This is a genomic window from Microbacterium sp. CJ77 (genome assembly GCF_002911615.1).
GTDB lineage: Bacteria > Actinomycetota > Actinomycetes > Actinomycetales > Microbacteriaceae > Microbacterium.
Map to the genome: position 1 here is coordinate 459223 of NZ_PQBR01000007.1, position 23090 is coordinate 482312.

General features: G+C 69.7%; 21 protein-coding genes, 2 tRNA genes and 1 pseudogene. 10 read left to right on the plus strand and 14 right to left on the minus strand.

What is annotated here, in order from left to right:
- Positions 1-4: 4 nt before the first annotated feature.
- From C2868_RS08050 to C2868_RS08075, 6 genes and pseudogenes are all read left to right on the plus strand, one after another.
- On the plus strand, positions 5-1273 hold the full coding sequence (locus tag C2868_RS08050) for a CdaR family transcriptional regulator (protein WP_100810613.1): 1269 nt from the start codon (positions 5-7) through the stop codon (positions 1271-1273).
- A gap of 44 nt (positions 1274-1317) precedes the next feature.
- Positions 1318-2238: an ACP S-malonyltransferase gene (locus C2868_RS08055; protein WP_100810612.1), complete on the plus strand. Its 921-nt coding sequence runs from the start codon at positions 1318-1320 to the stop codon at positions 2236-2238.
- On the plus strand, positions 2235-3242 hold the full coding sequence (locus C2868_RS08060) for a beta-ketoacyl-ACP synthase III (protein ID WP_100810611.1): 1008 nt from the start codon (positions 2235-2237) through the stop codon (positions 3240-3242). Before C2868_RS08055 ends, C2868_RS08060 begins: the two co-directional genes overlap by 4 nt.
- Positions 3243-3327: 85 nt before the next feature.
- Complete coding sequence (locus tag C2868_RS08065; protein WP_036297167.1) at positions 3328-3576, plus strand: acyl carrier protein; 249 nt, start codon at positions 3328-3330, stop codon at positions 3574-3576.
- Positions 3577-3637: 61 nt separating this feature from the next.
- The gene (locus C2868_RS08070; RefSeq protein WP_100810610.1) at positions 3638-4876 is read left to right on the plus strand and encodes a beta-ketoacyl synthase; all 1239 of its coding nucleotides are present in this window, start codon (positions 3638-3640) and stop codon (positions 4874-4876) included.
- A gap of 263 nt (positions 4877-5139) precedes the next feature.
- Positions 5140-6583 (plus strand): annotated as a pseudogene (locus C2868_RS08075) (IS1182 family transposase).
- 177 nt (positions 6584-6760) lie between these two features.
- Here the strand turns inward: C2868_RS08075 and C2868_RS08080 are convergent.
- Complete coding sequence (locus C2868_RS08080; protein WP_100810609.1) at positions 6761-7264, minus strand: DUF3145 domain-containing protein; 504 nt, start codon at positions 7262-7264, stop codon at positions 6761-6763.
- Between the two features lie 279 nt (positions 7265-7543).
- Here C2868_RS08080 and C2868_RS08085 point away from each other — a divergent pair, with 279 nt between their 5' ends.
- Entirely contained in the window at positions 7544-8224 is a 681-nt protein-coding gene (locus C2868_RS08085; protein WP_100810608.1) for a hypothetical protein, read from the plus strand.
- On the opposite strand, the gene C2868_RS08090 is transcribed toward C2868_RS08085, so the two are convergent.
- From C2868_RS08090 to C2868_RS17705, 3 genes are read right to left on the minus strand one after another with little or no spacing between them, the layout of a single operon-like run.
- Positions 8149-9525, minus strand: coding sequence for a glycosyltransferase (locus tag C2868_RS08090; RefSeq protein WP_103663120.1), 1377 nt, complete (start codon positions 9523-9525; stop codon positions 8149-8151). The two genes, C2868_RS08085 and C2868_RS08090, sit on opposite strands and share 76 nt — an antisense overlap.
- Entirely contained in the window at positions 9522-10898 is a 1377-nt protein-coding gene (locus tag C2868_RS17700; RefSeq protein ID WP_232711162.1) for a glycosyltransferase, read from the minus strand. The genes C2868_RS08090 and C2868_RS17700 overlap by 4 nt, the downstream gene beginning before the upstream one ends.
- The gene (locus C2868_RS17705; protein WP_232711161.1) at positions 10877-11764 is read right to left on the minus strand and encodes a HEAT repeat domain-containing protein; all 888 of its coding nucleotides are present in this window, start codon (positions 11762-11764) and stop codon (positions 10877-10879) included. The genes C2868_RS17700 and C2868_RS17705 overlap by 22 nt, the downstream gene beginning before the upstream one ends.
- A 48-nt stretch (positions 11765-11812) precedes the next feature.
- Between C2868_RS17705 and C2868_RS08100 the strand changes: the two genes are divergently transcribed.
- Positions 11813-13024, plus strand: coding sequence for a polysaccharide pyruvyl transferase family protein (locus C2868_RS08100; protein ID WP_146048024.1), 1212 nt, complete (start codon positions 11813-11815; stop codon positions 13022-13024).
- Here the strand turns inward: C2868_RS08100 and C2868_RS08105 are convergent.
- Together C2868_RS08105 and C2868_RS08110 are read right to left on the minus strand one after the other, a co-directional pair.
- Positions 13022-13095 (minus strand) — tRNA-Ile (locus C2868_RS08105). The genes C2868_RS08100 and C2868_RS08105 overlap by 3 nt on opposite strands.
- A gap of 22 nt (positions 13096-13117) precedes the next feature.
- Positions 13118-14146, minus strand: a complete 1029-nt coding sequence (locus C2868_RS08110) for a DMT family transporter (protein ID WP_181003392.1) — start codon at positions 14144-14146, stop codon at positions 13118-13120.
- A gap of 63 nt (positions 14147-14209) precedes the next feature.
- Here C2868_RS08110 and def point away from each other — a divergent pair, with 63 nt between their 5' ends.
- Together def and C2868_RS08120 are read left to right on the plus strand one after the other, a co-directional pair.
- On the plus strand, positions 14210-14776 hold the full coding sequence (def, locus tag C2868_RS08115) for a peptide deformylase (RefSeq protein ID WP_100810605.1): 567 nt from the start codon (positions 14210-14212) through the stop codon (positions 14774-14776).
- A gap of 87 nt (positions 14777-14863) precedes the next feature.
- Positions 14864-15178 (plus strand): tryptophan synthase subunit alpha, encoded by a 315-nt coding sequence (locus tag C2868_RS08120; RefSeq protein ID WP_100810604.1) that lies wholly within the window; start codon positions 14864-14866, stop codon positions 15176-15178.
- 13 nt (positions 15179-15191) lie between these two features.
- Here C2868_RS08120 and C2868_RS08125 read toward each other — a convergent pair whose 3' ends face one another.
- The 8 genes from C2868_RS08125 to dusB all read right to left on the minus strand — a co-directional run bounded on the left by C2868_RS08125 (position 15192) and on the right by dusB (position 23039).
- Complete coding sequence (locus C2868_RS08125) at positions 15192-16454, minus strand: PAS domain-containing sensor histidine kinase (RefSeq protein ID WP_100810603.1); 1263 nt, start codon at positions 16452-16454, stop codon at positions 15192-15194.
- A 39-nt stretch (positions 16455-16493) separates the two neighbouring features.
- Positions 16494-16775, minus strand: coding sequence for a hypothetical protein (locus C2868_RS08130; RefSeq protein WP_100810602.1), 282 nt, complete (start codon positions 16773-16775; stop codon positions 16494-16496).
- Positions 16776-16928: 153 nt separating this feature from the next.
- Complete coding sequence (locus C2868_RS08135; protein WP_100810601.1) at positions 16929-17672, minus strand: sulfite exporter TauE/SafE family protein; 744 nt, start codon at positions 17670-17672, stop codon at positions 16929-16931.
- Between the two features lie 2 nt (positions 17673-17674).
- Positions 17675-17747: transfer RNA gene (locus C2868_RS08140), tRNA-Asn, on the minus strand.
- A 71-nt stretch (positions 17748-17818) separates the two neighbouring features.
- The gene (locus C2868_RS08145) at positions 17819-18619 is read right to left on the minus strand and encodes an ATP-binding cassette domain-containing protein (protein WP_258034420.1); all 801 of its coding nucleotides are present in this window, start codon (positions 18617-18619) and stop codon (positions 17819-17821) included.
- Positions 18620-18647: 28 nt separating this feature from the next.
- Positions 18648-20525, minus strand: coding sequence for a DNA primase (gene dnaG, locus C2868_RS08150; RefSeq protein WP_100811302.1), 1878 nt, complete (start codon positions 20523-20525; stop codon positions 18648-18650).
- Positions 20525-21877, minus strand: a complete 1353-nt coding sequence (locus C2868_RS08155; RefSeq protein ID WP_374935767.1) for a deoxyguanosinetriphosphate triphosphohydrolase — start codon at positions 21875-21877, stop codon at positions 20525-20527. The genes dnaG and C2868_RS08155 overlap by 1 nt, the downstream gene beginning before the upstream one ends.
- Positions 21878-21884: 7 nt before the next feature.
- Positions 21885-23039 (minus strand): tRNA dihydrouridine synthase DusB, encoded by a 1155-nt coding sequence (gene dusB, locus C2868_RS08160; protein WP_100810599.1) that lies wholly within the window; start codon positions 23037-23039, stop codon positions 21885-21887.
- Positions 23040-23090 lie beyond the last annotated feature (51 nt).

Sequence of the window (23090 nt, forward strand, 5' to 3'; positions counted from 1 at the left end):
CCCCGTGCCCGAAACCACGGGAGCCGACGAGAAAGCCGTCTCGGAGAAGGCCGTATCCGACGAGAAGGCGGCGACCCTCGCCTGGTTGCGTCGCATCTCCGGCGACCTCGCCACGGCGACGCTCAACCGACTCGAGGACACGCTGCCCTGGTACCGCGAGATGCCACCCGGGCGGCGGTCCGCGGTCGGCCTCGTAGCCCAGGCGGGCATCACCTCCTTCATCCAGTGGTACGAAGACCCCGAGTCGACGCCCTGGATCGCGGCGGACATCTTCGCCGCCGCTCCGCGTGAGCTGCTGCGCAGCGTCAGCCTGCAGCAGACCCTGCAGCTCATCCGCGTGACGGTCGAGGTCACGGAAGAGCGTGTGACGGGCCGGGGCGGCAGCATCCGCGAGGCGATCCTGAAGTACTCGCGTGACGTCGCGTTCGCCGCGGCGGATGTCTACGCGCGGGCGGCGGAAGCACGCGGGCTGTGGGACGCACGTCTCGAGGCGCTGGTCGTCGACTCGATCCTGACCGGCGAGGCGGATGCCGAGCTGCCGAGCCGCATCGCGGCGCTGGGCTGGCACGGACACGGCGAGGTATGCGTGCTCGTCGGCACGACCCCCTCGCAGTTCGACGTCGATCAGCTTCGGCGCATCGCGCGCAAACTCGGCGTGGACGTGTTGATCGGTGTGCAGGGATCGCGGCTCGTGCTGGTGATGGGGCGCTCGGACTCGGTCCCCCGCGGCGAAGAACCCGCACCGGACCTGCCCTTCCCCGAGATCGCAACGCGTCTCGAACCCGGATTCGGGCCGGGCCACCTGGTGCTCGGCCCCGCTGTTCCCGCCCTGGTCGACGCGAGCGCGAGCGCCCGTGCGGCGCTCGCCGGATTCGCCGTGGCCCGCGCCTGGCGAAATGCGCCCCGCCCCGTCGAGGCGGACGACCTGCTGCCCGAGCGTGCCCTCGCGGGCGACGCGCTGGCCAAGCAGACGCTCGTCGAGCGGATCTATCGACCGCTGCAGGCGCACTCCCCCGACCTCGTCACGACACTGTGGAGCTACCTCGACAACGGCCGGTCGCTCGAGGCCACCGCTCGCGAGCTGTTCGTGCACCCGAACACCGTGCGCTACCGCCTCAAGCGGGTCAGCGAGGTCATCGGCTGGGATGCCACCGGGGCGCGCGAGGCACTCATCCTGCAGTCGGCACTCATCCTGGGCCAGATCGCTGCTACGGACACGCGCAGACGCCCTCTGGTGTCAGCCACGCACAAACGTTCCGGGGTTTCTTCGTAGGACCGAGCCAAGACCCACCCCGGTCGAGTTGACAGACTGGGTAGGTGATCGTCGTAGCCTGCCCCGGTCAGGGCTCTCAGACTCCCGGATTCCTCTCCCCCTGGCTAGAGCTCCCCGGGGCGCGTGATCTGCTCACCGCGTTCTCGGATGCCGCAGAGGTCGATCTGATCCGCCATGGCACGGAGTCCGACGCCGACACCATCCGCGATACCCGCATCGCCCAACCGCTGATCGTCGCCGCGAGCCTGCTCGCCTGGTCCGCGCTCGAGCAGCGCGCCCCGTCGACCCCCGGCGGCACCGCGGGCCACTCGGTCGGCGAGATCGCGGCACTCGTCATCGCGGGTGTGCTCTCTGCCCACGACGGCATGAACCTCGTCGGCATCCGCGGGCGGGCGATGGCGGACGCCGCGGCCCTCGAGCCGACCGGCATGAGCGCCGTCGTCGGCGGTGACGAAGAGGTCGTCCTCGCACGGTTGGAAGAGCTCGCGCTCACCCCCGCCAACTTCAACGGAGGCGGGCAGATCGTCGCGGCGGGAGCACCCGGCGCCCTCGCCGAGCTCGCGGCAGAAGCCCCGCGCGGCGCGCGAGTCATCCCGCTGCAGGTCGCCGGCGCGTTCCACACCGGCTACATGGCGCCCGCGGTCGAGCGGCTGCGTATCGCCGCCGACGCCATAGAGGCGACCGACCCCACGCTCACGCTCTGGACGAACCATGACGGGTCCGTCGTCACCTCGGGTTCGACCGCGATCGACCTGCTGGTCGGCCAGGTCGCCTCGCCCGTCCGCTGGGATCTCTGCATGGCGGGATTCGCCGACGCGGGTATCACGGGCCTCATCGAACTGACTCCCGCCGGTACACTGACCGGGCTCGCCAAGCGCGGACTCCGCGGCGTCCCGTCGGTGGCGGTCAAGACCCCCGACGACCTCGACGCGGCCGCGGATCTTCTCTCGAAGGAAAACGCATGATCTCGTCCGCCCCGCTGACCCAGACCACGGGCGTCCCCCACACGCGGATCTACGCGTACGGCGCCGCGCGCGGCGAAGTCTTCGTCGACAACGACGCGCTCGTCGGACCGATCGACTCGAGCGACGAGTGGATCCGCCAGCGCACCGGCATCATCACGCGCACGCGCGCGGAAGCCGGCACGAGCGCTCTCGATCTCGCCACGGACGCCGCGGCCGAAGCGATCGCCACCTCCGGCGTCGCTCCCGAAGACATCGACCTCGTCATCGTGGCGACGATCAGCAACCCCCAGCAGACCCCGTCGATCTCGGCCGTCGTCGCCGACCGTGTCGGAGCGAATCCCGCGGCCGCCTACGACCTGAACGCGGCCTGCGCCGGGTTCTCGTACGGGGTAGCCCAGGCAGATGCCCTGATCCGCAGCGGAATCGCCCACTATGCCGTCGTCATCGGTGCCGAGAAGCTCAGCGATGTCGTCGACCCGACTGACCGCAGCATCTCGTTCCTGCTCGGCGACGGTGCCGGCGCCGTCGTGGTCGGCCCGAGCGAAACGCCCGGCATCGGCCCCACGGTGTGGGGATCGGATGGCTCCAAGGCCGACGCCGTCGGGATGGACCACACGCTCATCGAGTTCCGCGACGGGGTCGCCGCATGGCCCACGCTTCGCCAGGAGGGGCCGACCGTCTTCCGCTGGGCGGTGTGGGAGATGGTGAAGGTCGCACGCCAGGCCCTCGAAGCGGCCGGTGTCGAGGCATCCGACCTGGCAGCCTTCGTGCCCCATCAGGCCAACATGCGCATCATCGACGAGTTCGCCAAGCAGTTGAAGCTGCCCGACACCGTCGTGATCGGCCGCGACATCGAGACGACCGGCAACACGTCGGCAGCATCGATCCCTCTGGCCACGCACCGTCTGCTGCAGGAGCACCCCGAGATCAGCGGCGGTCTCGCCCTGCAGATCGGCTTCGGCGCCGGTCTGGTGTTCGGCGCTCAGGTCGTGGTGCTGCCGTGAGCGAGCGGATAGCCACCCTAGACTGATCTGCGGTCGACGACACGACTCCAGAACCCCCGTAAAGATCCAGAACCAAGGAGACACCATGGCCTTTTCTACCGATGAGGTGCTCGCCGGGCTCGCTGAGCTCATCACCGACGAGACCGGCATCTCGGCCGACGACGTCGCCCTCGAGAAGTCCTTCACCGACGACCTCGACATCGACTCGATCTCGATGATGACGATCGTCGTGAACGCAGAAGAGAAGTTCGGCGTCACCATTCCCGACGACGAGGTCAAGAACCTCAAGACCGTCGGCGACGCCGTGACGTTCATCACGTCGAACCAGTCCTGATCCACCCTCTCGGGGGCCCCTGGGCCCCCGAGAGCGACAGCAACGCCTGAGGATTCGTGTCATGACCACCAAGCGCATCGTCGTCACCGGAATCGGTGCCTCGTCACCCCTCGGTGGCACCGCCCCCGAAAGCTGGACCGCCCTTCTTGCCGGCGTGTCGGGCACGCGGACACTCGAGCACGAGTGGGTAGCCGAGTACGAGCTGCCCGTCACGTTCGCGGCCGAAGCCGTCGTGCGCCCCGAGGACGTCCTGCCCCGGCCCACCGCCAAGCGGCTCGACCCGGCGTCGCAGTTCGCCCTCGTCGCCGCCATGGAGGCCTGGGAGGACGCCGGAGCGCCCGAGGTCGACCCGGAGCGCCTCGGCGTCGACTTCGCGACCGGCATCGGCGGCGTCTGGACCCTGCTCGACGCGTGGGACACCCTGCGCGAGAAGGGCCCCCGCCGCGTCATGCCGATGACCGTGCCGATGCTCATGCCGAACGCGGCGGCCGGCAACCTCTCCCTCCACTTCGGTGCGCGCGCGTTCGCCCGCACGGTCGCCAGCGCGTGCGCGTCGAGCACCGAGTCGATCGTCAACGCGGTCGAGCACCTGCAGGACGGCCTCGCGGACGTCGTGATCGCGGGCGGCACCGAGTCGGCGATCCATCCGATCACCATCGCCTCGTTCGCGTCGATGCAGGCGCTCTCGCGTCGCAACGACGACCCCGCGACGGCATCGCGTCCGGGAAGCATCGACCGCGACGGCTTCGTCATGGGCGAGGGCGCCGGCGTGCTGATCCTCGAGACCGAGGAGCATGCCAAGGCTCGCGGCGCGAAGATCTACGCCTACGTCGTCGGCGGCGGGGTCACGGCGGATTCATACCACATCACGGCGAACGACCCCGAGGGGCACGGCGCGGCACGAGCCGTGACGATGGCACTCGAGATGGCCGATGCGTCCCCCGACGACGTCACGCACATCAACGCGCACGCGACGTCCACGCCCGTGGGCGACCCGAACGAGTACCAGGCGCTCCGGGCCATCTTCGGGGCCCGTGTCGACGACATCCCGGTCTCAGCGACGAAGGCCTCGACCGGCCACCTGCTCGGGGGAACCGGAGCGCTCGAGGCGATCTTCACGGTCCTGGCGATCGGTCAGCGCCAGGCACCTCCGACGATCAACCTGACGACGCAGGACCCCGAGGTGCCCTTCCGGATCTCGGGTCAGGTCCAGGACCTCGGTGCGGGCGACCAGTTGGCGATCAGCAACTCGTTCGGCTTCGGCGGGCACAACGCCGTCGTCGCATTCTCGACGAATTGAGGTTGGCGCGCGGTCGCTTCGACAGGTTCGGTGACCGCGATCCAGGGGTTTCCACATCCTGACCCAGCCAACAGGCCGCGCGAGCGCGGACGATGGGTTCGGTCCGAGTGTGGGGATGTCTGGAGTCTCGGGTCGCCTTCAGCCTACGAGCGCCTCTAGGTGCGTGGGTCAGATCCTTCCGTTAACGCGCCGGGGTGAATCCGGTGGATAGCGCGGGGTGCTGGGAGAATCGATTCATGACGGTGACTGCCAGCCTGGAGGGTCTGTTCGAGGTCGAGCCGGGTGAGGCGCGGGCGCCGGGATCGGCTGCACCGGCGGGTGCGGGCAAGACGTTCCGTGGGTATGACCAGGGGCAGTGTTTCCTGCTCCCGCCGAGTCTGGATGACTGGCTGGACGAGGATGATGAGGCCCGGTTCATCTCCGAGGTCGTCGAAGAGCTCTTGGATCTGACGCCGGTCTACGCGTCGTACGCGTCCGCCTCGGGTGCGCCTCCGTATGACCCGCGGATGATGTTGAAGCTGCTGCTGTTCGCGTACGCGACGGGCGTGACCTCGTCTCGTGAGTTGGAGCGGCGCTGCAAGCGCGATATCGCCTTCCGGTGGCTGTCGGGCAACCAGGCGCCCGACTACCGGTCGCTGGCCCGGTTTCGTCGGCGTCACCTGGATGCCCTGCCGGGGTTGTTCCTGCAGGTGCTGCGGGTCTGCGCGGAGGCGGGGCTGGTGCGGTTGGGGCGGGTCGCGCTGGATGGCACGAAGCTGGCTGCGAACGCGTCGCGGCATAAGGCGATGAGCTATGACCGGATCGTGCCGAAGATCGATCAGCTCCAAGCCGAGGTCGCTGCGCTGCTCGCCGAGGCGGAGGCGGTCGATGAGGCCGAGGATCAGCAGTTCGGCCAGGACCGGCGCGGGGACCGAGGTCGCCCCGGAGCTGGCCCGCCGTGAGGGGCGCCTGGCAAAACTACGTGCCGCGAAGGACGCGATCGAGGCCGACGCCGCCGAGAAGGCGGCAGCCGTGGCGCGGAAGAAGGCCGACGCCGCCGGTCAGCCCCCTGAGCAGGCCGACGCGGCCGTCGCGACTGCGGTGGACACGGCGGCGCCGAAGCCGAAAGCGCAACGCAATTTCACCGATCCTGAGGCGCGGATGATGAAGACGGTCCGCGGCTTCGATTACGCGTTCAACGCGCAGGCCGTTGTCGATGAGGGCCACCAGATCGTGTTGAGCGCCGAGGTCACCCAGCAGGCCACCGATATCCAGCAGTTCGTCCCGATGGCCGAGCAGACCCTACGGAACCTCGACGCGGCAGGAATCGAGCGTTCCCCAGAGGTCGTCCTCGCTGACGCGGGCTACTGCTCGGAAGCCAACCTCGAAGCCGCCGACGATCTGGACGCACAGGTGTTGATCGCGACGGGACGGCAACGTCACGGCGAGAGCTTCCCTACCGCCGGCGCCCCGGACCCGGCCCCAGAGGACGCGAGCCGGCGGGAGCGGATGGCGCACGCGCTGCGCACCGAGCAGGGCCGCACCGACTACGCGCGCCGCAAAGCCATCGTTGAACCCGCGTTCGGGCAGATGAAGACCCGGCAAAACGCCGGACAGCTCCGGCTACGCGGACTCGCCGGCGCCCAAGGCGAATGGCTACTCCACACGATCTGCCACAACCTCCGCAAGCTCCGCGTCGCTACAGCCGCCGGGCTGGCGCCCGCATAGGCCTCCCCAGGGGTCCCTGGGCGTCACAGCACGCACCGACAGTCGCCACGAGCCCCTCGCCGTGCGATCCCGCACGCTCTCACACCGCAACGGCCCGCCCGTTCCCGTTCGCGACCGTCAGCGCGCGATGCCAGAGTCAACGCCGCGCGCCACGCCACCCGATTCTGACCCGCGCACCTAGCCCACCTTGTGGAGCCACACCACGGGTGCCTGATCGCTCGCGTGGCGGAAGATCTCGAGCTCGTCATCCCAGGCTTGCCCGAGGGCGACGCCCAGCTCACGCTGGAGTTCTCGAACATCGCCTGCGGCGATCTCCATCGCGTAGCGGATCCGATCTTCCCCGATGACGACGTTGCCTGCCGCATCGGTCTGCGCATAGTGGATGCCGAGGTCGGGGGTGTGCAACCACCGGCCGCCATCCGAACGCGGGGTTGGATCCTCGGTGACCTCGAAGCGCAGATGTTCCCAGCCGTGCATGGCCGAAGACAGCGAGGCGCCGGTTCCGACGGGGCCCTCCCAATAGAACTCGGCGCGACGAGCTCCGGGTAGGACAGGCTGCTCGTCCCACTCAAAACTCACGGCACGACCGAGTGCACGCCCGACAGCCCATTCCAGGTGCGGGCACAACGCCCGCGGCGCGGAGTGGACATAGATCACTCCGCGCGCCGATGATGTCGCCATTTCCACTTCCGTTTCTTCAGGTACGTCTTCCCCTACGACCTGTGACACGTGTTTCGGCGACTGCTGTTCGGTTGTGGGCCCATTATTGCCCATCACATAACGGAATCACAACACTGTGATTCCTCGGCGCGGCGCGGGGGTGAGTCACCCCGTCTGCACCGCCGCACGGACGGGCGAACATCCGAGAGGTCCCGCGTGGCAGAACGAGCCCCCCGCGGCGCATTCGGGCCCGAACGACCACTGCGTTCCTCCCGCATGTCCGCGCCTAGGCTGAACGTCGTGTCTGCCGTCTCCGTCATCATCCCCTGGCGCCCCGCGCCGTCGCGCCTGACCGCATTCGAAGCCGTGACGAGCTGGTATGCGCGCGAATTCCCCGAGTTCACCGTGCGGACCGTGGACACGGATGACGACGTGTTCGTCCTCGCCGCGTGCCGTAACAAGGGCCTCGCCGGCCTGAGCCTGGATGACGTCGTCGTGATCAACGATGCCGACACGATCCCGGAAGCGGGGGCTCTGCGCGGGGCCATCGCCGCGGCCCGGACGAGCGGCCTCGTCCACCTGCCGTACACCGCGTACCACTGGCTCGGGGCCCCCGGCACGGCCCAGTACCTCACGGGGACGGATCCCGAGCGGTGCGCGTTCGAGCTGGTGCGCGGCGCGTGCTCCGGCGTGTACGTCACGACGCCCCGCACGTGGGCCGCCCACGGCGGGCAGGACGAGCGCTTCCGCGGGTGGGGGTACGAGGACGCCGCGTGGAACCTCGCCCATGAGACGCTCCTCGGCAGCCCGCCTCGGCGACACGACGGTCGGGTGTATGCCCTGCACCACGTCGCCGAGACGCGAGCGGGTGCCCGGTTCGACGCGAACGCGGCGCTGATGGAGCGCTACCGGTCCGCGGCGGGCGACCCCGAGGCGATGCGTTCGCTCGTGAGCGAGCGCGACCCCGCGAGCACCTCGTAGGCGACGACCGGGCCGGGGCGGGCGGCCTGTCCCTCCGCGATCTTCCGGAGCAGCCCGCGGTCCACATCGAGGTCGCCAGCGCCGTCGCCGCCCCCGAGAAGGCCACGCAACGCGTCGGTCACCTCCGCCACGGTCGCGGCGTTGGGATCGAGGGCCACGCCCACCCGCGTGCGCTCGACGGTCGCGGCTCCCGCGAACTGGTCGGTCGAGAAAGGCAGGACGAGCAGCGGCACACCGCTTCCGAGGGCCTCTGTGACCGAGTTGTTGCCGCCGTGGTTGACCGCCGCCGCCGCGCTCGCGAGGAGCCGCACCTGCGGCAGGTGCGTGCGGACGAGCCATCCGTCCGGCACGTCGCCGAGGGCCCCCGGCGGGGTCGCACCCGTTGCGATCGCGGCGCGCACGCCCAGGCGACGAACCGCCTCGGCTACCCGCGACAGCACGTCATCCCGCACCGACAGGAAGCTCCCGAAGCTCACGTAGACGTAGGGCTCGTCCCGGGCGATCCACTCCAGGATGTCGGGAGCCACCTGTTCGTCGCGCCGCGTCGACCCGAGAAAGGCGTGCGGCGGCAGCATCCGCCCCTCTGTCTCGGCGAGCTCCGCAGGGTAGTTGTAGAGCACGGTGCCCCCGTGCGCACCGCCGTGGGTCGCGAAGGCGTCGCTCACGTCTGCCGCCCGCCCGTTGAGTTCGCGCGCGGCACGGTTCCACTCCCCCGTGAAGCCCGCGGCGACCCGGTCGCAGAGCGCGCGAAGCTCGGCCAGGTCGTCCTCCGCGGGCGAGAAGGCGCGCGGCCAGAACGGCGGGTAGCCGTACACCTCGCCCGGGACCGGCAGGGCACTCGGATGCCCCAGCACGACGCCGCCGTAGGGCACGCCCGCGGTCTGCAGGGCCATCCGGGCGCTGAACGCCAGATGGTCGACGATGATCGCATCGGGGCGGACCCGATCGACGATCTCGAGCACGCGCCGGCCCCGTCCGACGGGATCCCACATCAGGTCGGTGAGCCGTTCTCGAGCCTGGTAGCGGAGGGTCTGCACCATGCCGATACGCGTCGCGTCGAAGAACCCGCGCAGCGACGCGCCCTCGTCGCGCGGCTGCTCGTCCGCACGGATCACCCCGGGGTTCGATCCTCGGCCGAGCGTCAGATCGACGCGCTCGAGCCCGAAATCCGCGACGATGCCGGCTGTGGACGGTCCCGTCGCGACGACCACGCGCTCCCCCGCGTCGCGCCACCGCGTGGCAAGGGTGGCGAGGGGTAGCAGATGCGAGGCGTAGTCGGGGCTGATGACGAGCAGCGTCACCCGAGTACCCCCGCGGCCCGGATCAGCTCGGCCTCTTCGCGGGTCACACCGCGGTAGACGGGGCCGAGAGCCGACGCCATCCCCTGGATCGTGAAGCGGTCGCGAACCATGTCGTGCGCGCGTTGCGCGCGCGAGTCGTCGCGCTCCGCCGCGATGTCGAGCGCCTCGGCGATCGCCTGCGCAAGGTTCGCCACGTCCCATGTCTGGGTCAGCACGCCGGTGTCGCCCCGCGTGACGTAGGTCGCGGGGCCACCGCCGTCGGGCGCGACGACGGTCAGTCCCGTCGCCATCGCCTCGAGCAGGGCGATGCCGAATTCCTCTTTCACACTCGCGCAGACGTAGACGCCACCGGATGCCGCGAGCCCCGGCATCCCGAACCGGACGGCCGCGAGCCACCGCGCCGCGACATCGTTCGAGCGGTGGCCGGCGAGCACAAGACCCCGCGCGGCGCGATCCTCGTCGGGAACGATCTGGGCGATCCGTTCGACCTGCTCGCGCTCGTCGAGCGACGGCTTCTCGAGGTCACCGCCGATGATGAGCATATTCGCACGTTCGGCCAATGGGCCCCGGGCCCAGGCCTCGACGAGCGTCGCCATGCCCTTGACCCGGTGCAGTCGCCCGACGCTCACCAGCAACGGGAGCCCCCTGCGCTCGTTCGGCAGTTCTGCGAGCAGGGCGCGAAGCGGCTCGATCTCGGGCGGGCAGTCGTCGGTCGAGCACGCCCGGAGCTCGCCGACCGCGCGATCGACGACGTCGAGGTCGACCCCCTCGGCGACGATCGTGTGCCGTTCAGGATGGGACGAGATGTCGATGCCGACGAGCTGGCGCATGTCTTCTTCGAGCTTGGGCCGCGGGAAGAGCACGGTATGGGCGGCGTTCGAGGCGAGGCTCTGCACGAGCCGGGCGCGGAACCAGAAGTGCTCGCGCATGTCGACCTCGCCGAAGTCCGACCGCTGCAGTGCCCCCGAGAGATCCATCGACTGGATCACGGCGTGCGGGTCTGGAGCGACCGTGAACACGACCGGGATCCCGAGTTCGCGGGCGACGTCCGCGGCCGCGAGGCTGCCGACGTCCGCCATGCGCAGGTGCAGCACGTCGATGCGACCGGCGGCACGCAGGATGCGTCGGATACCACGCCGTGCCGGCACGCGCAGGGACCACGCCGCAGCCGAGGGCACCGGCTGATCCGCGAGCGGCACGCGCCCGTAGACGTGACCCTCGCGGTCCATCCCGATGACGCCGAGGTCGATCACGGCGCGCTCGCGCGGGCCCCGCGACAGGGTCACGACGCGCTGAACACCCGTCGAGGGATCCGCGACGAGCGCATCTCCCAACCGGACGAGCAGGGTTGCTATGCCGCCGTTGTCGCCCACCCCGCCGAGGTGAGCGAGGGCTCGATATCGGCGTGGAGGAACAGCTGCGCGACCGTGAGCGGACCGGGTTCCGGTGCGGGGCCGCTGCGCACGGCCCCGGTCGCGGTGCGCCCCGCGGCGAGGTCGACGAGCGCGAGACGCGCGGCATCCGCCAGCTCGTCCCCGCGGTCGGCGAGGCCGTCCAGCAGCGATGCGGCTTCGGCCGAGTGCGCGCGCTGACCGAGTGCGGCGACTGCGGCGATCCGCACGGGGCGCGACTCTCCCGGGTCGCCCGCGCACCGCAGCAGCGTACGCGCGGCGATGGGGGCGCGCACGAGTCCGAGAGTCTCGACGAGGCGCGCGCGGGACGGGGCATCCTGAATCCCGAGCAAAGCGCTCTCGATCGCGACGGCGAGCGTCTCGCCGGCCGTGATCGACCAGTTCTCGAGCGTCCGCTGCGCGAGCATTCCCGAGAACCCTCCCGCGGCCACGATCCCCAGCAGACGCCCGATCGCATCGAAGCGCGGCAGTCCCGCGCCGAGCGCCCATGCGGCGTGCTCACGGATGAAGCCGCGCTCGTCCGAGAGCAAGCTGCTGAGGGTCCGCGCCGCCTGCTCGTCGTACATCTCGGCCAACGCGTGGACGGCCGTGATCGCGGCCACGTCGTCATCGCTCGCGAGCGCCTTCGCGAGCAGCCGCAGGGTGCGCACGCCCGGGTCGCGTCCCGCTTCGAAGGCGACATCGTCCGCGAGCCGAATGGCGTCGACGATCCCCGGCGCGGCGTACACCGCGTCCATGGCCGTCTGGATGCCCATCGTCGTCTCCTTCGCGCGCGCGAGTCCGCCCGAGAGCCGCCGCATGCCGATCGTAGCCCGCGTGGATGACATCGGCCTCGGCTGGCGTCGGCCGATTCTGGAGGCTAGGCTCCGGTGCTCGTGCGGCTTCTCTCCATCGGTGATATCGGCGTGTCCGACGGCATGATGCACATCGGCGACGAGGCGATGTTCGAGGCCCTGCGGGACGAGATGCGCGCCCGCGGTGTCGAGCTCATCGCCGTGTCCGCGGAGCCCGCGGAATCGGCCGATCGCTACGGTATCGACGCCGTCCCGCGCATCGGGTTCGCCGGACTCTCGCGCGATGCGGCGGATGCGCGGATGCGCGAGGTCGTGGCCGCGGCGAAGCATCCGTCGTCCCTCGGCACGGACGACTCCGCGCGCGAGATCATCGACGCCGTTTCCGCCACGGACGGCGTCGTGATCGCGGGCGGGGGAAACCTCGCGTCGCGGTGGCCCGTGCACATCTACGAACGCGTGACGCTGGCCGCCATCGCGAGCGAGCTCGGACGCCCCGTGGTGGTCACGGGACAGACCCTGGGACCGGATCTGATCGACGCGGACCGGGCACTGCTCGCCCCCGCGCTGCGTGCCGCCCGGCTCGTCGGCGTGCGTGAGACGAGATCGCTCGCCCTTGCCGCCGATCTCGGTGTCGCGGCCCGCGTCGGCGTCGACGACGCGTCGTTCCTGGGCGATCGCGACCCGGGCACGGATGATGAACCGGATGCCTCGGCCCCGCCGTCCGGCGTGCTCGTCAGCCTCTCGCTCGCCCTCGGCGGAGCGCAGCGCGACGAGACCGTCGCTCGCCTCGCGCGCCTCATCGATCACGCGGCCGAACTCACCGGTGAGCCCGTCGCGTTCCACGCGCATTTCGGGCCCCTGGATCCGATCTCGCCGGCCCGTGGCGACGCCGTGCTGCACGACGAGGTGCGTGCGCGGATGACCTCCCCTTCGCGGGTCATCCCGACCGGCGACCCTCGAGCGGCGGCGCGCCTGGCCCGCTCGAGCGCCCTGCTGATCACCGGCCGGTATCACCCCGCCGTCTTCGCCGCACCCGCGGGTGTTCCCGTCGTCGGGCTCGTCGCCGACGACTACACGCGCATCAAACAGCTCGGCGTGCTCGCGCACTGGGGTCAGGACGGCGTCGCACCGCTCGCCGATGCGGACGCCTTCGGTGGTGCCGTGCTGGAGCGCGTGTGGTCCTCGCGCGCACGAATCGCCGAGGCCGCGGCCGAGCGCGAGCCCCGCAATCGAGCGGAGGCCGCGCTCTGGTGGGACGCGGTGGCAGACGCCGAGCGGCGTTCTACGGAGTAGGGCGGGTGGGACTTGAACCCACGATCGTCGGGTTATGAGCCCGCTGCCTTGACCAGCTTGGCCACCGCCCCGTGGGTGAAAGCCTAGCGTCCGTCAGACGAGAGGGTGAGGACCCGCGCCATCGTCCGTTGCCGTCAGCCCCGAGCTATCCGCCCCGCGTGAGCCGCCACGGAGGATCGGCAGCTCCTGGCTGTTCGAGAGAACCTGCGGGTGGAAGCGCGCGAGCGTGATGACTCCCCAGACGGCGATCGCGCCGGCGATACCGAAGCCGATCAGGGCCCAGAGCGGCGCCGCGCCACCCTCGCCGAGTACGAGCAGACCGATCAACACAGCGACCATCGGGTCGATGACCGTCAGGCCCGCGATCACCAGGTCGGGCGGACCCGACGAGTACGCCGTCTGTACGAAGTACGCACCGACCCCCGTCGCCGCGAGCAGCGCGATCAGGCAGACCAGCGTCAGCCATTCGAACTCACCGGCTTGGATGCGCTTGATGACGACCTTCGCGAGCGTGGCCACGAAGCCGTACACGACACCAGCGCTCAGGATGTAGAACAGGGCGCGCATGCGCTTGCGCAGAAGGATCCAGAAGACGAGCATCGCCACCATCACGATCGCGAGCGTCACGAGCACCGTGATGAGCTCGTTCTGGCTCAACGGCCGCTCGGTCGCGAAGATGGCCGCGATGATCACGAAGATGAAGATGCCGCCGACGCAGGCGATGATCGCCATGAGGGATCGCCGGGTGGGCGGTAGCCCGCTCACCCGCGAGTTCAGCAGGGTCGTGACGACGAGCGCGATCGCGCCCAAGGGCTGCACCACGATGAGCGGCGCGACCGTCAGCGCGCCCAGCTGGCACAGGATCGCCATCCCGAGCATGAGCGTTCCGACGACCCATGACGGGCGAGACAGCAGGCGCGAGAGCTGCCGCATGGTCAGACCGCTCGCGCCGTCCTGGCCGCTCAGACGCTCGACCTTCTCGACCCCACGGTGCTGGTACTGCGCCCCGAACGACATGAAGACCGCGCCCGCGAGCGCCAGCGGGATACCCAGGAGCAGGCCAGGATTCTGGAAAGCGCCGACGAGCTGCTCGCCGACTTCTTCTACCGATCCCACCCACATCACGCATCGACACTAACCGAGCCGGATGCCGATGGGCTGAGGCGCTCCGGATAGGCTCGAGACGTGGCCGTGCTCCCGATCGTGATCCTGGGCGATCCCGTCCTCCATTCCCCCGCCGCTCGTGTCGGCGTCGTGACGGACGAGATCCGCACCCTCGTCGCCGACATGTACGAGACCATGGATGCCGCACCCGGCGTCGGTCTCGCAGCCCCGCAGGTCGGAGTGCCGCTGCGCATCTTCGTCTACTCGTACGAGGACGACGCGGGCGCCCCGTGGCGCGGCGTCGTGATCGATCCCGAACTGTGGATCACTCCCCCGGAGCCGGGGCGCCCCGACCCCGACGCCGAGAGCGAAGGCTGCCTGTCGTTTCCCGGCGAGCGGTTCCCGCTCCGTCGCGCCGACCGGGCCCTGGTCACGGGGACCGACCTCGAGGGCGAGCCGGTTCGCCTCGAGGTCGACGGCTGGCGGGCGCGCATCCTGCAACACGAATTCGATCATCTCGACGGCATCCTCTACGTCGACCGGATCGGCGACGCCGACGCCAGAACGGCGGCGAAGATCGTCCGGAAGCGCGGCTGGGGCGTGCCGGGTCGGTCCTGGATGCCCGGCGTCGACGACCTGGACGCGTAGGCCGAGCCGCGTAGGGCGAGCCGCGTAGGCCGAGCCGCGTAGGCCGCGCCTCGCGCCACCCGCCGAATGCGCGCGTAGGCTCGAGGGGTGGAAGAGGTCCGGATCGAACGCCGCGCGAGCCTGGAAGTGCTCCGTGCCGAGGCCTCCGAAGAACTCGGCGTCGTCGTCGAAGAACGTCTGCGCCAGGGCGAAGACCCCTGGGCGTTCATGGAAGAGCTCCCGACGGTCGACGAGCTGGTCGTGCACATGCTGCGCGCCGACGCGATCATCGCGGACGGCGGACGGATGCCGACGCACGTTCGCCACTACCGGGTGCTCCGACAGATCGCCCTCGAACACCCCGCGCTGACGAAGACGGTGTGGCGGATGCTCGGCGAAGACCCGCTGGCCCGCCGCGGCTGATCACCGAACGCAGCTACTCGGGTACGACGCGGGGCAGCGTCACGACGGCGGTCGTCCCGACACCGGCGCTGCTGCGCAGTTCGACATCGCCCCCGTGCGCGCGAAGGATGTTGCGGACGATGTGCAGCCCGAGCCCGAACCCCTGGATCGCCTGCGACCTGACCGACGGCGCCCGGTAGAACGAATCGAAGGCCCGGGCCCGCTCGGCCCGCGTCATGCCCGGGCCCGTGTAGGTCACCTGGATCTCGACGTGGTGCTCGTGTGACGAGACGCGCACGATGACGGGCATGTCGTCTGCGCCGAACTTGAGCGCGTTGGTCAGCAGCTCACCGATCGCCTGCACCAGCCGAACCGGATCCGCATCGATCTCCAGACCGTCTCGGTGAGTGCCGAATCGTGTCACGCGACCGCGGACCGATGGGTGGAGCTTCTCGACGCACTCCTCGATGAGTCGTCCTATGCCGACGCGAGAACGGTTCAGATCCACCCCGTCGTCCCCCGCGGCCATGAGCTCGCCGATGCGGGCAGTGAGGCGCACCATCCCCCGACGCACGGTCGCGACCCGCTCCGCGAGGCCGGCGGGAAGCGCGGGGTCCTCTTCGAGCAGGTCGAGGTAGCCCACGGTGGCCGTGAGCGGCGTGCGGAGCTCGTGCACGACCGTCCGCAGGAACTCCTCGCGGATCTCGACCGCCTCGGCCAACTCGGTCACGTCGTACATGACGATCACCGTGCCGAGCTTCTCACCGGATTCGCGTCGGACGGGGTTGGTCGATGTGATCACGGCCGACTGCCCGCGCGCCGGACCGATCCATGCGAAGTGCCGCTCCACCGTTTCGCCGGCGAGACCGCGCGGCACCGGCTGCTCGGAAGGCGGGATCTGCGTCGTGCGGTCGGGAAGGTACATCCGCTGTCCGCTGTACGGTGGGCGATCCAGGCGGAAGCCGATCGTCTCCGCGGCCCGCTCGGCTAGATCATTGGCGATGTCGAGACGGCCGTCGGCGTCGAAGAACGCCACACCCGCGTTCACGGTCTGAAGGATGCCTCGAGCGATCACCTCGGTGTCCCGAGCTTCATCGAGCGCGGCACGCTGAGCGTCGAACGCGATGTCCCGCTCGGCGCGGCGCGACCGCAGCTGCTCGGCCGCGAAGCTGACGAGAACCGCGAGTCCCAGCACGAGAATCGGCAGTGTGACGACGTTCAGCCATTCGAGGGGAGAGTCCGGGAGGCCACGCACGGTGAGGAACGGGAAGGCGGAGACGAAGAGCGCGCCCGCCATCGCGATGAGGATGCCCGATTGCGAAAAGCCGTAGGTGAGTCACAGGACGGGGAAGATCACGAGCATTCCCGCGGCGGGCAGATACGCCAGTAACGCCGTGTGGATCAAGGCCACGCCGACGATGTCGGCCAGCGCGAGGATGATCAGCGTCCCGGGTGCCCAACGCTCCCATGGCAGCAGTACTCCCGTGATCGACGAGATCAGGATGATGAGCGACCCCGCCCCGAGGAGCAGGTCGTCGCGCACCTCGGGGACGACGAGGACCGTGGCAACCGTCACGAAAACCGTTGCGACCAGGAGGGGCAACTGGGCACGGGCCATGACCTGGAGCCGTCCTCGAAGGGATCTTTCCTGCTCGAATAACGGCATCCGGTCCCTCTCGGTTGCCGCGACGGTAGCCCAGATAGGCATGAAGCGCCGAGGGGTTGTGCCCGGGCCGCGGCGGAGGTATGCCCCGAAGGAGAAGGACGCGAGTCAGACCAGCAGGTACAGAGCACCGACGATCGTCAGGGTGATGACGATGCGTTCGAACCACGCCTGGTTGATCCGGCCGGCGATCATGCGTCCGCCGAAGGCACCGAGCAGGACGGCCGGCACGAGAATCACATCCGTCAGCAAAGTCCCCGGTGTGATCAGCCCCAACCCGAACATGATGGGCAGCTTGGTCACGTTGACCAGGGCGAAGAACCATGCGGCGGTGCCGAGGAATGCCATCACCCGGAATCCGGATGCGAGGAAGTACATCGACATGACCGGTCCGCCGGCATTCGCGACCATCGTCGTGAAACCGCCCAGAGAGCCGTATGCGGCAGCCGCGGGCCAGCGCGGCCGCTCGACAGCGGGTGCGCCTCGGCGCACGTAGCGACGCCAGAGGGTGAAGGCGATGAGGACGAGCAGGATCACGCCGATCGTCCGCCGCACCCAGGAGTCATCGGCGACGACGAGGAAGGCGGCGCCGAGCACGAGGCCGACCGCGACTGCGGGCACGAGCCGCGCGAGCGCTCGCCAGTCCGCGTGGCGACGATAGGCCCAGAGCGCGAAGATGTCCCCCACGATGAGCAGCACGAGCAATGTCGCCGTCGATTGCTTCGCCGGAAGGACGGCCGCGAAGATCGCCACGGCGAGCGTGCTCGCGCCCGGAAGCGCAGCCTTCGACAATCCGACGATGAGAGCCGCAACGGCGAGAAGAACCCATCCGCCCGGCCCAAGATCTGTCACTGCTCCCCCACTTGGACTCGAACCAAGAACCTATCGGTTAACAGCCGATTGCTCTGCCAATTGAGCTATGGAGGAATGCGCCCGACTCGCGCCGGGCAACCCGGCTATCCTAGCAAACCCGAACCGGCCACAACGACACGTACGGGTCAGGGCGCCACGAGCCACGGGTCGACATCCGCGCCCGGGGCCCACGACAACTGGTCGTGCGGGCCCTGCGCGACCGTGTGCCCGTGCTGCAACACGATCACGTCGGCATCCAGCGCACTCGCGAGTTCGGGATCGTTCGACACCGCCAGAGTCGCCATGGAGAACGATGTCGCACGCTGGCGCAGCGCGGCCAGAGCCGCCGACCGTGAGGCGACATCGAGGTTCGCGAGAGGCTCGTCGGCGATCAGCACGCGGGGCTGCAGGACGAGCGCACGGGCGAGCGCGACGCGCTGGCGCATCCCGGCGCTCAATTCGTACGGAAACTGCGTCGCCACCTTCAGGGGCAGATGCATCTCGTCCAGCATCGACGCGACCAGAAGCGCCAGAGCGCGTTCACCGACCTTGCGGTCGCGGCTGGTGATCGGCTCGGTGATGATCTCGCCCGCCGTGAGCCGCGCGGGCAGGTCCGCCCCGGCCCGCTGCGGCAGATAGCCGGTGAAGTACGTCAGCGACCGCCTCGCCCGGCCGGGGTGGCGAATCGAGACGCCGTCGACGAACGCCTGACCGCCGACGACCGAGAGATCGTCGCCGCCACGCCCCGCGAGAGCGACGGCAAGGCTCGACTTTCCCGACCCCGTCGAACCCATCACGACCAGCGAACGACCGGGCATCAGACCGAACGACACGCCGTCGACGGCACGACCGCCGCCCGGGCGAGAACCCGAGGCGTGGGCCAGCGAAAAATCCTCCGCGAGGATCGCGAACGGGATGTCTCGACGCCGGGCCATGCTCTTCATCATGCCCCGGATCACACTCCGGGGCGGGAAATCACTCGTCCGCGAGCAACGCGTGTCGCTCGGCGTCCAGGTCGCGAAGCCGCATACGCAGGGTCCGACCCTCTTCCGAGGCCGCGGGAACACGCTGAACCGCACTCAGCAATTCGGTCTTCTCGCGATCGATCGCGCGCCCCAGCATCCTTCGCGCGAGTGCGACAGCGGATGCCTGGGCCCTTAGCTCATCCCGCGCGGGAAACGGCGCAGCCAGGAGCTCGGCCGCCAGCCCGCGGTAGGGCTCACGAACGCCCTCGATCGCCGTCAGCGCCCATCCCGGCCGGGCGGGGTCGCCGGTCGCGATCGACTCGCGCACGGCCTCGAGCCCCGGGTGGCGCATCGGTTGGGCGATCGCGCGCATCCGCAGATCGTCGGGGATCGTGTGCCCGTATTGCAGGAAGGCCATGACGGCGTCGCGCTCCAGCAGCACCTCGGGAGTCCGCGGGAGATTCGCGAGCGTGACCGCCGCGACCGGCGGGGGCGCGCCATCCGCCGACGGGGTTTGACCGGCCGCGCGACCCGCGGCCTGATCAGCGCGCGCACCATCGCGTGCCGCGCCGCGTGCCGCACGCTCGACGGCGGGGCGGACCTCGTTCAGGTCCATGCCGAGTCGACGCGCCAGAACGCGGGTGTAGCCGGGCCGGAGCGACGGATCGCGGATGTCTGCGACGATCGGCGCCGCCGCGCGCAGCGCCCCGATCCGGCCCTCGACGCTCGCCAGGTCGTAATCGGCGATCCGCCGGTCGATCACGAACTCGTACATCGGCTGCTTGTGCTCGAGCAGGGCCCGGACGGCCGCGTCACCGCGGTGCAGGCGCAGGTCACAGGGGTCGAGCCCCTCGGGGGCGACGGCGACGTAGGTCTGGGCCGAGAAGCGCTTCTCTTCCGCGAACGCGCGGAGCGCCGCCTTCTGACCCGCGGCATCCGGGTCGAACGTGAAGATGACCTCGCCCGACGCCTTGTCGTCCCCCATCACGCGCCGCAGGACGGTGATGTGGTCGGTGCCGAAGGCCGTGCCGCACGTCGCGATCGCGGTCGTGATGCCCGCGAGATGACAGGCCATGACGTCGGTGTAGCCCTCGACCACCACGACCTGATCGGCACGCGAGATGTCGCGCTTGGCGAGATCCAGGCCGTAGAGCACCTGCGCCTTGTGATATATCGGGGTCTCGGGGGTGTTGAGATATTTCGGGCCCTTGTCGTCCTCGTACAGGTGCCGTGCTCCGAAGCCGACCGTCTGACCCGTCACATCGCGGATCGGCCACACCAGGCGACCTCGGAAGCGGTCGTACACACCACGCTGCCCCTGCGACATCAGGCCGGCGGTCGTGAGTTCCTCGCGGGTGAAGCCCTCGGCGGTGAGCGCCTTCAGCGCACTGTCCCACCCTTTCGGCGCATACCCGACCCCGAAGTGCGCGGCCGCTCCGGCGTCGAAGCCCCGCTCGCCGAGAAAGCGGCGGGCGGCCTCGGCCTCGGGCGTGGACAGCTGGCTCTGGAACCACGCCGCGGCCGTCTGGTTCGCCGCGTACAGGCGTGCCCGGCCGCTCGTCTCGGGTGCGGGACCGCCGCCCTCCTCGTAGTGCAGGGTGAACCCGATGCGGGCTGCCAGGCGCTCGACCGCGTCGGTGAACGTGACGTGGTCCATCTTCCGCAGGAACGTGTAGACATCCCCCGATTCGCCGCATCCGAAGCAGTGGTAGAAACCCACCTGCGGACGGACGTGGAAGCTCGGACTGCGCTCGTCGTGGAACGGGCACAGACCCTTCATCGATCCGACGCCCGCCGACTTCAGCGCGACACGCTCACCCACGATGTCAGCGATGTTCGTGCGGGCCTTGACCTCTTCGACATCCGCCTGGGAGATGCGTCCGGCCATCAGCTCCGCTCCGACCACGGACGCGACCCCGGAGTCCAGATGCCGAGGGCCCCGGCGTCCACCTCACCCAGAAGGCGCTCGTGCCACGACAGGGCGTCCTGGTCGGTCAGGCTCGCGACCTGATCCACGATGACCCTGCGACGTGCCGCATCGGAATCGGCGGTCAGGAAGTCACCGCGCAGCGCGGGAGTCAGCTGGGCCGGACCCGCCTCCCACAGCGCGGTCGCGAGACGCTTCAGCATGCGCCTCTGCTCTTTGTAGAGCGTCTTACGGCCATCGATCGACACCACGAAAGCGCCGACCATGCCCTTGAGCGCGGCGACCTCTGCCTCGACGACCCGCGGCACGACCACGTGCGCACCGTACCGCGTCAGCGTGCGCGCCGGATAGGCCTCACGCGTGGCGGTCGTCGCGGCGCGGGCGAAGCGTCCGATCAGGTCGCTCGTGAGGTTCTTCAGACGCGCCAGCGCGGGGCGCGACCCGTCGAACGAGGTGATCCACTCGGGCATCCGCGTCAGGCGGTACAGCGCGTCGTCGAGTTCGTCGCGGGCGAAGTCGAAGCCCACCCAGGCCTGCAACGCCGATACGAGCGCCTGATGCTCGGCGGGGTCCGAGAGACGCCGCGGGTCGAGGTATCCGTTCGTCACGGCGTCTTCGAAGTCGTGCACCGAATACGCGATGTCGTCCGCCAGGTCCATGACCTCGGCCTCGATGCAGCGCACTCGCCCGGGGGCGCCCTCGCGCATCCAACGGAAGACCGGCTCATCGTCGGCGTAGACCCCGTACTTGAGGCGTCCCCCGGCATCGGGAAGCGGATGCTCCGACGTCCACGGATACTTGCAGGTCGCATCGAGGCTCGCTCGGGTCAGGTTGAGCCCGAAGGTCTGCCCGTTCTCGTCGATCACCTTCGGCTCGAGCCGCGAAATGATCCGCAGAGTCTGCGCATTGCCCTCGAACCCGCCGATGTCGGCGGCCCAGTCATTGAGCGCGCGCTCCCCGTTGTGCCCGAACGGCGGGTGCCCGAGGTCGTGGCTGAGGCACGCGGCATCCACGACATCGGGCGCGAGCTCCAGCCATGTCGCGAGTTCACGGCCCACCTGCGCCACCTCGAGGGAGTGCGTCAGGCGGTTGCGGGCGAAGTCGGCCGGGCTCGCGGGACTCAGCACCTGGGTCTTGGCGGCAAGACGTCGGAGGGCCGCGGAGTGCAGGACGCGCGCGCGGTCACGCGCGAAGTCGTCCCGCTTCGAGCGATGTTCCTCGGCATGGAAGCGCTCGGTCGCGTGCACGTCGTAGCCATCCGTGCGAGTCAGCGCGGGTTCTTTTCTGGCATGAGCCGCCACGGTTTTATCCACCACGCCCTCATCCACCACTGTGGTGCAGCTCCGCTGCGGCGATCTCGCGGCTCTCCGCCGAGTCCACGTCGCGGCTCTCGAGCCAGCGGTCCGGAAGGGCCGGACGCTTGGGGGTCCCCGCACGCCCGCGCTGCCCCTCGGCCGCGGCGCCGGGGTACGGCGCGTCCAGGGGAAGCTCGGCGAGCAACTGGTCGATCTCGTCCAGGGTCGACGCCGTCGCGAGGCTCGCACGGGTCTCACCCCCCACGGGATAACCCTTGAAGTACCACGCGACGTGCTTGCGGATGTCGCGGCATCCGCGTCCCTCGTCCTCGAAGAAGTCGACCAGGAGCTCCGCATGACGGCGGAAGGCCCGGGCGACGAACGCCAGGTCGGCATCGACGGCGGGCGCATCCGCGCCGAACGCCGAGGCGAGTTCGCCGAAGAGCCAGGGACGCCCGAGGCATCCGCGTCCGACGACGACCCCGTCGCATCCGGTCTCGGACATCATGCGCACGGCATCTTCTGCCGACCAGATGTCTCCGTTGCCCAGCACGGGCACGCTCGTCACGGTCTCTTTCAGCCGTGTGATCGCCGACCAGTCGGCCTGACCCGAGTAGAACTGCGCCGCCGTGCGCGCGTGCAGCGCGACGGAGGCGACTCCCGCACCCTCGGCGATGCGTCCCGCTTCGAGGTAGGTCAGGTGGTCGTCGTCGATGCCCTTGCGCATCTTGATCGTCAACGGCACGTCCCCGGCAGCCTTCACGGCGCCCTCGACGATGTCGCGGAACAGACCGAGCTTCCAGGGCAGCGCAGCTCCCCCGCCCTTCTTGGTGACCTTGGGCACGGGGCACCCGAAGTTCAGATCGACGTGATCGGCATGGTCTTCGGAGACGATGATGCGCACGGCCTCGGCGACGGTGGCCGGGTCGACGCCGTAGAGCTGAATGGAGCGCGGGGTCTCGGAGTCGTGGTGCCGGATCAGGCGCATCGTCGTCTCGTTGCGCTCGACGAGCGCGCGGGACGTGATCATTTCGCTCACGTACAGGCCCGCACCGTACTCGCGGCACAGGCGCCGGAACGCCGTGTTCGTGATGCCCGCCATCGGCGCAAGCACGACGGGGACATCGAGAGCGAGCGGCCCGATGCGCAACGTCGGCGCGGAAGCAATGAGGCCGGACATTGTTCCATTCTCCCAGACAGAATGCGCGCCCCGCCTCGAAGCGGGGTCGTA

Bases quoted from the DNA above. Each gene is read 5' to 3' on its own strand.
- C2868_RS08060 (WP_100810611.1), top strand. From the start codon at position 2,235: ATGATCTCGTCCGCCCCGCTGACCCAGACCACGGGCGTCCCCCACACG.
- C2868_RS08065 (WP_036297167.1), top strand. From the start codon at position 3,328: ATGGCCTTTTCTACCGATGAGGTGCTCGCCGGGCTCGCTGAGCTCATC.
- C2868_RS08070 (WP_100810610.1), top strand. From the start codon at position 3,638: ATGACCACCAAGCGCATCGTCGTCACCGGAATCGGTGCCTCGTCACCC.
- C2868_RS08080 (WP_100810609.1), bottom strand. From the start codon at position 7,264: ATGGCGACATCATCGGCGCGCGGAGTGATCTATGTCCACTCCGCGCCG.
- C2868_RS17705 (WP_232711161.1), bottom strand. From the start codon at position 11,764: ATGTCATCCACGCGGGCTACGATCGGCATGCGGCGGCTCTCGGGCGGA.
- C2868_RS08110 (WP_181003392.1), bottom strand. From the start codon at position 14,146: ATGTGGGTGGGATCGGTAGAAGAAGTCGGCGAGCAGCTCGTCGGCGCT.
- C2868_RS08125 (WP_100810603.1), bottom strand. From the start codon at position 16,454: ATGGCGGGCGCGCTCTTCGTCTCCGCCTTCCCGTTCCTCACCGTGCGT.
- C2868_RS08130 (WP_100810602.1), bottom strand. From the start codon at position 16,775: ATGGCCCGTGCCCAGTTGCCCCTCCTGGTCGCAACGGTTTTCGTGACG.
- C2868_RS08145 (WP_258034420.1), bottom strand. From the start codon at position 18,619: ATGATGAAGAGCATGGCCCGGCGTCGAGACATCCCGTTCGCGATCCTC.
- dnaG (WP_100811302.1), bottom strand. From the start codon at position 20,525: ATGGCCGGACGCATCTCCCAGGCGGATGTCGAAGAGGTCAAGGCCCGC.
- dusB (WP_100810599.1), bottom strand. From the start codon at position 23,039: ATGTCCGGCCTCATTGCTTCCGCGCCGACGTTGCGCATCGGGCCGCTC.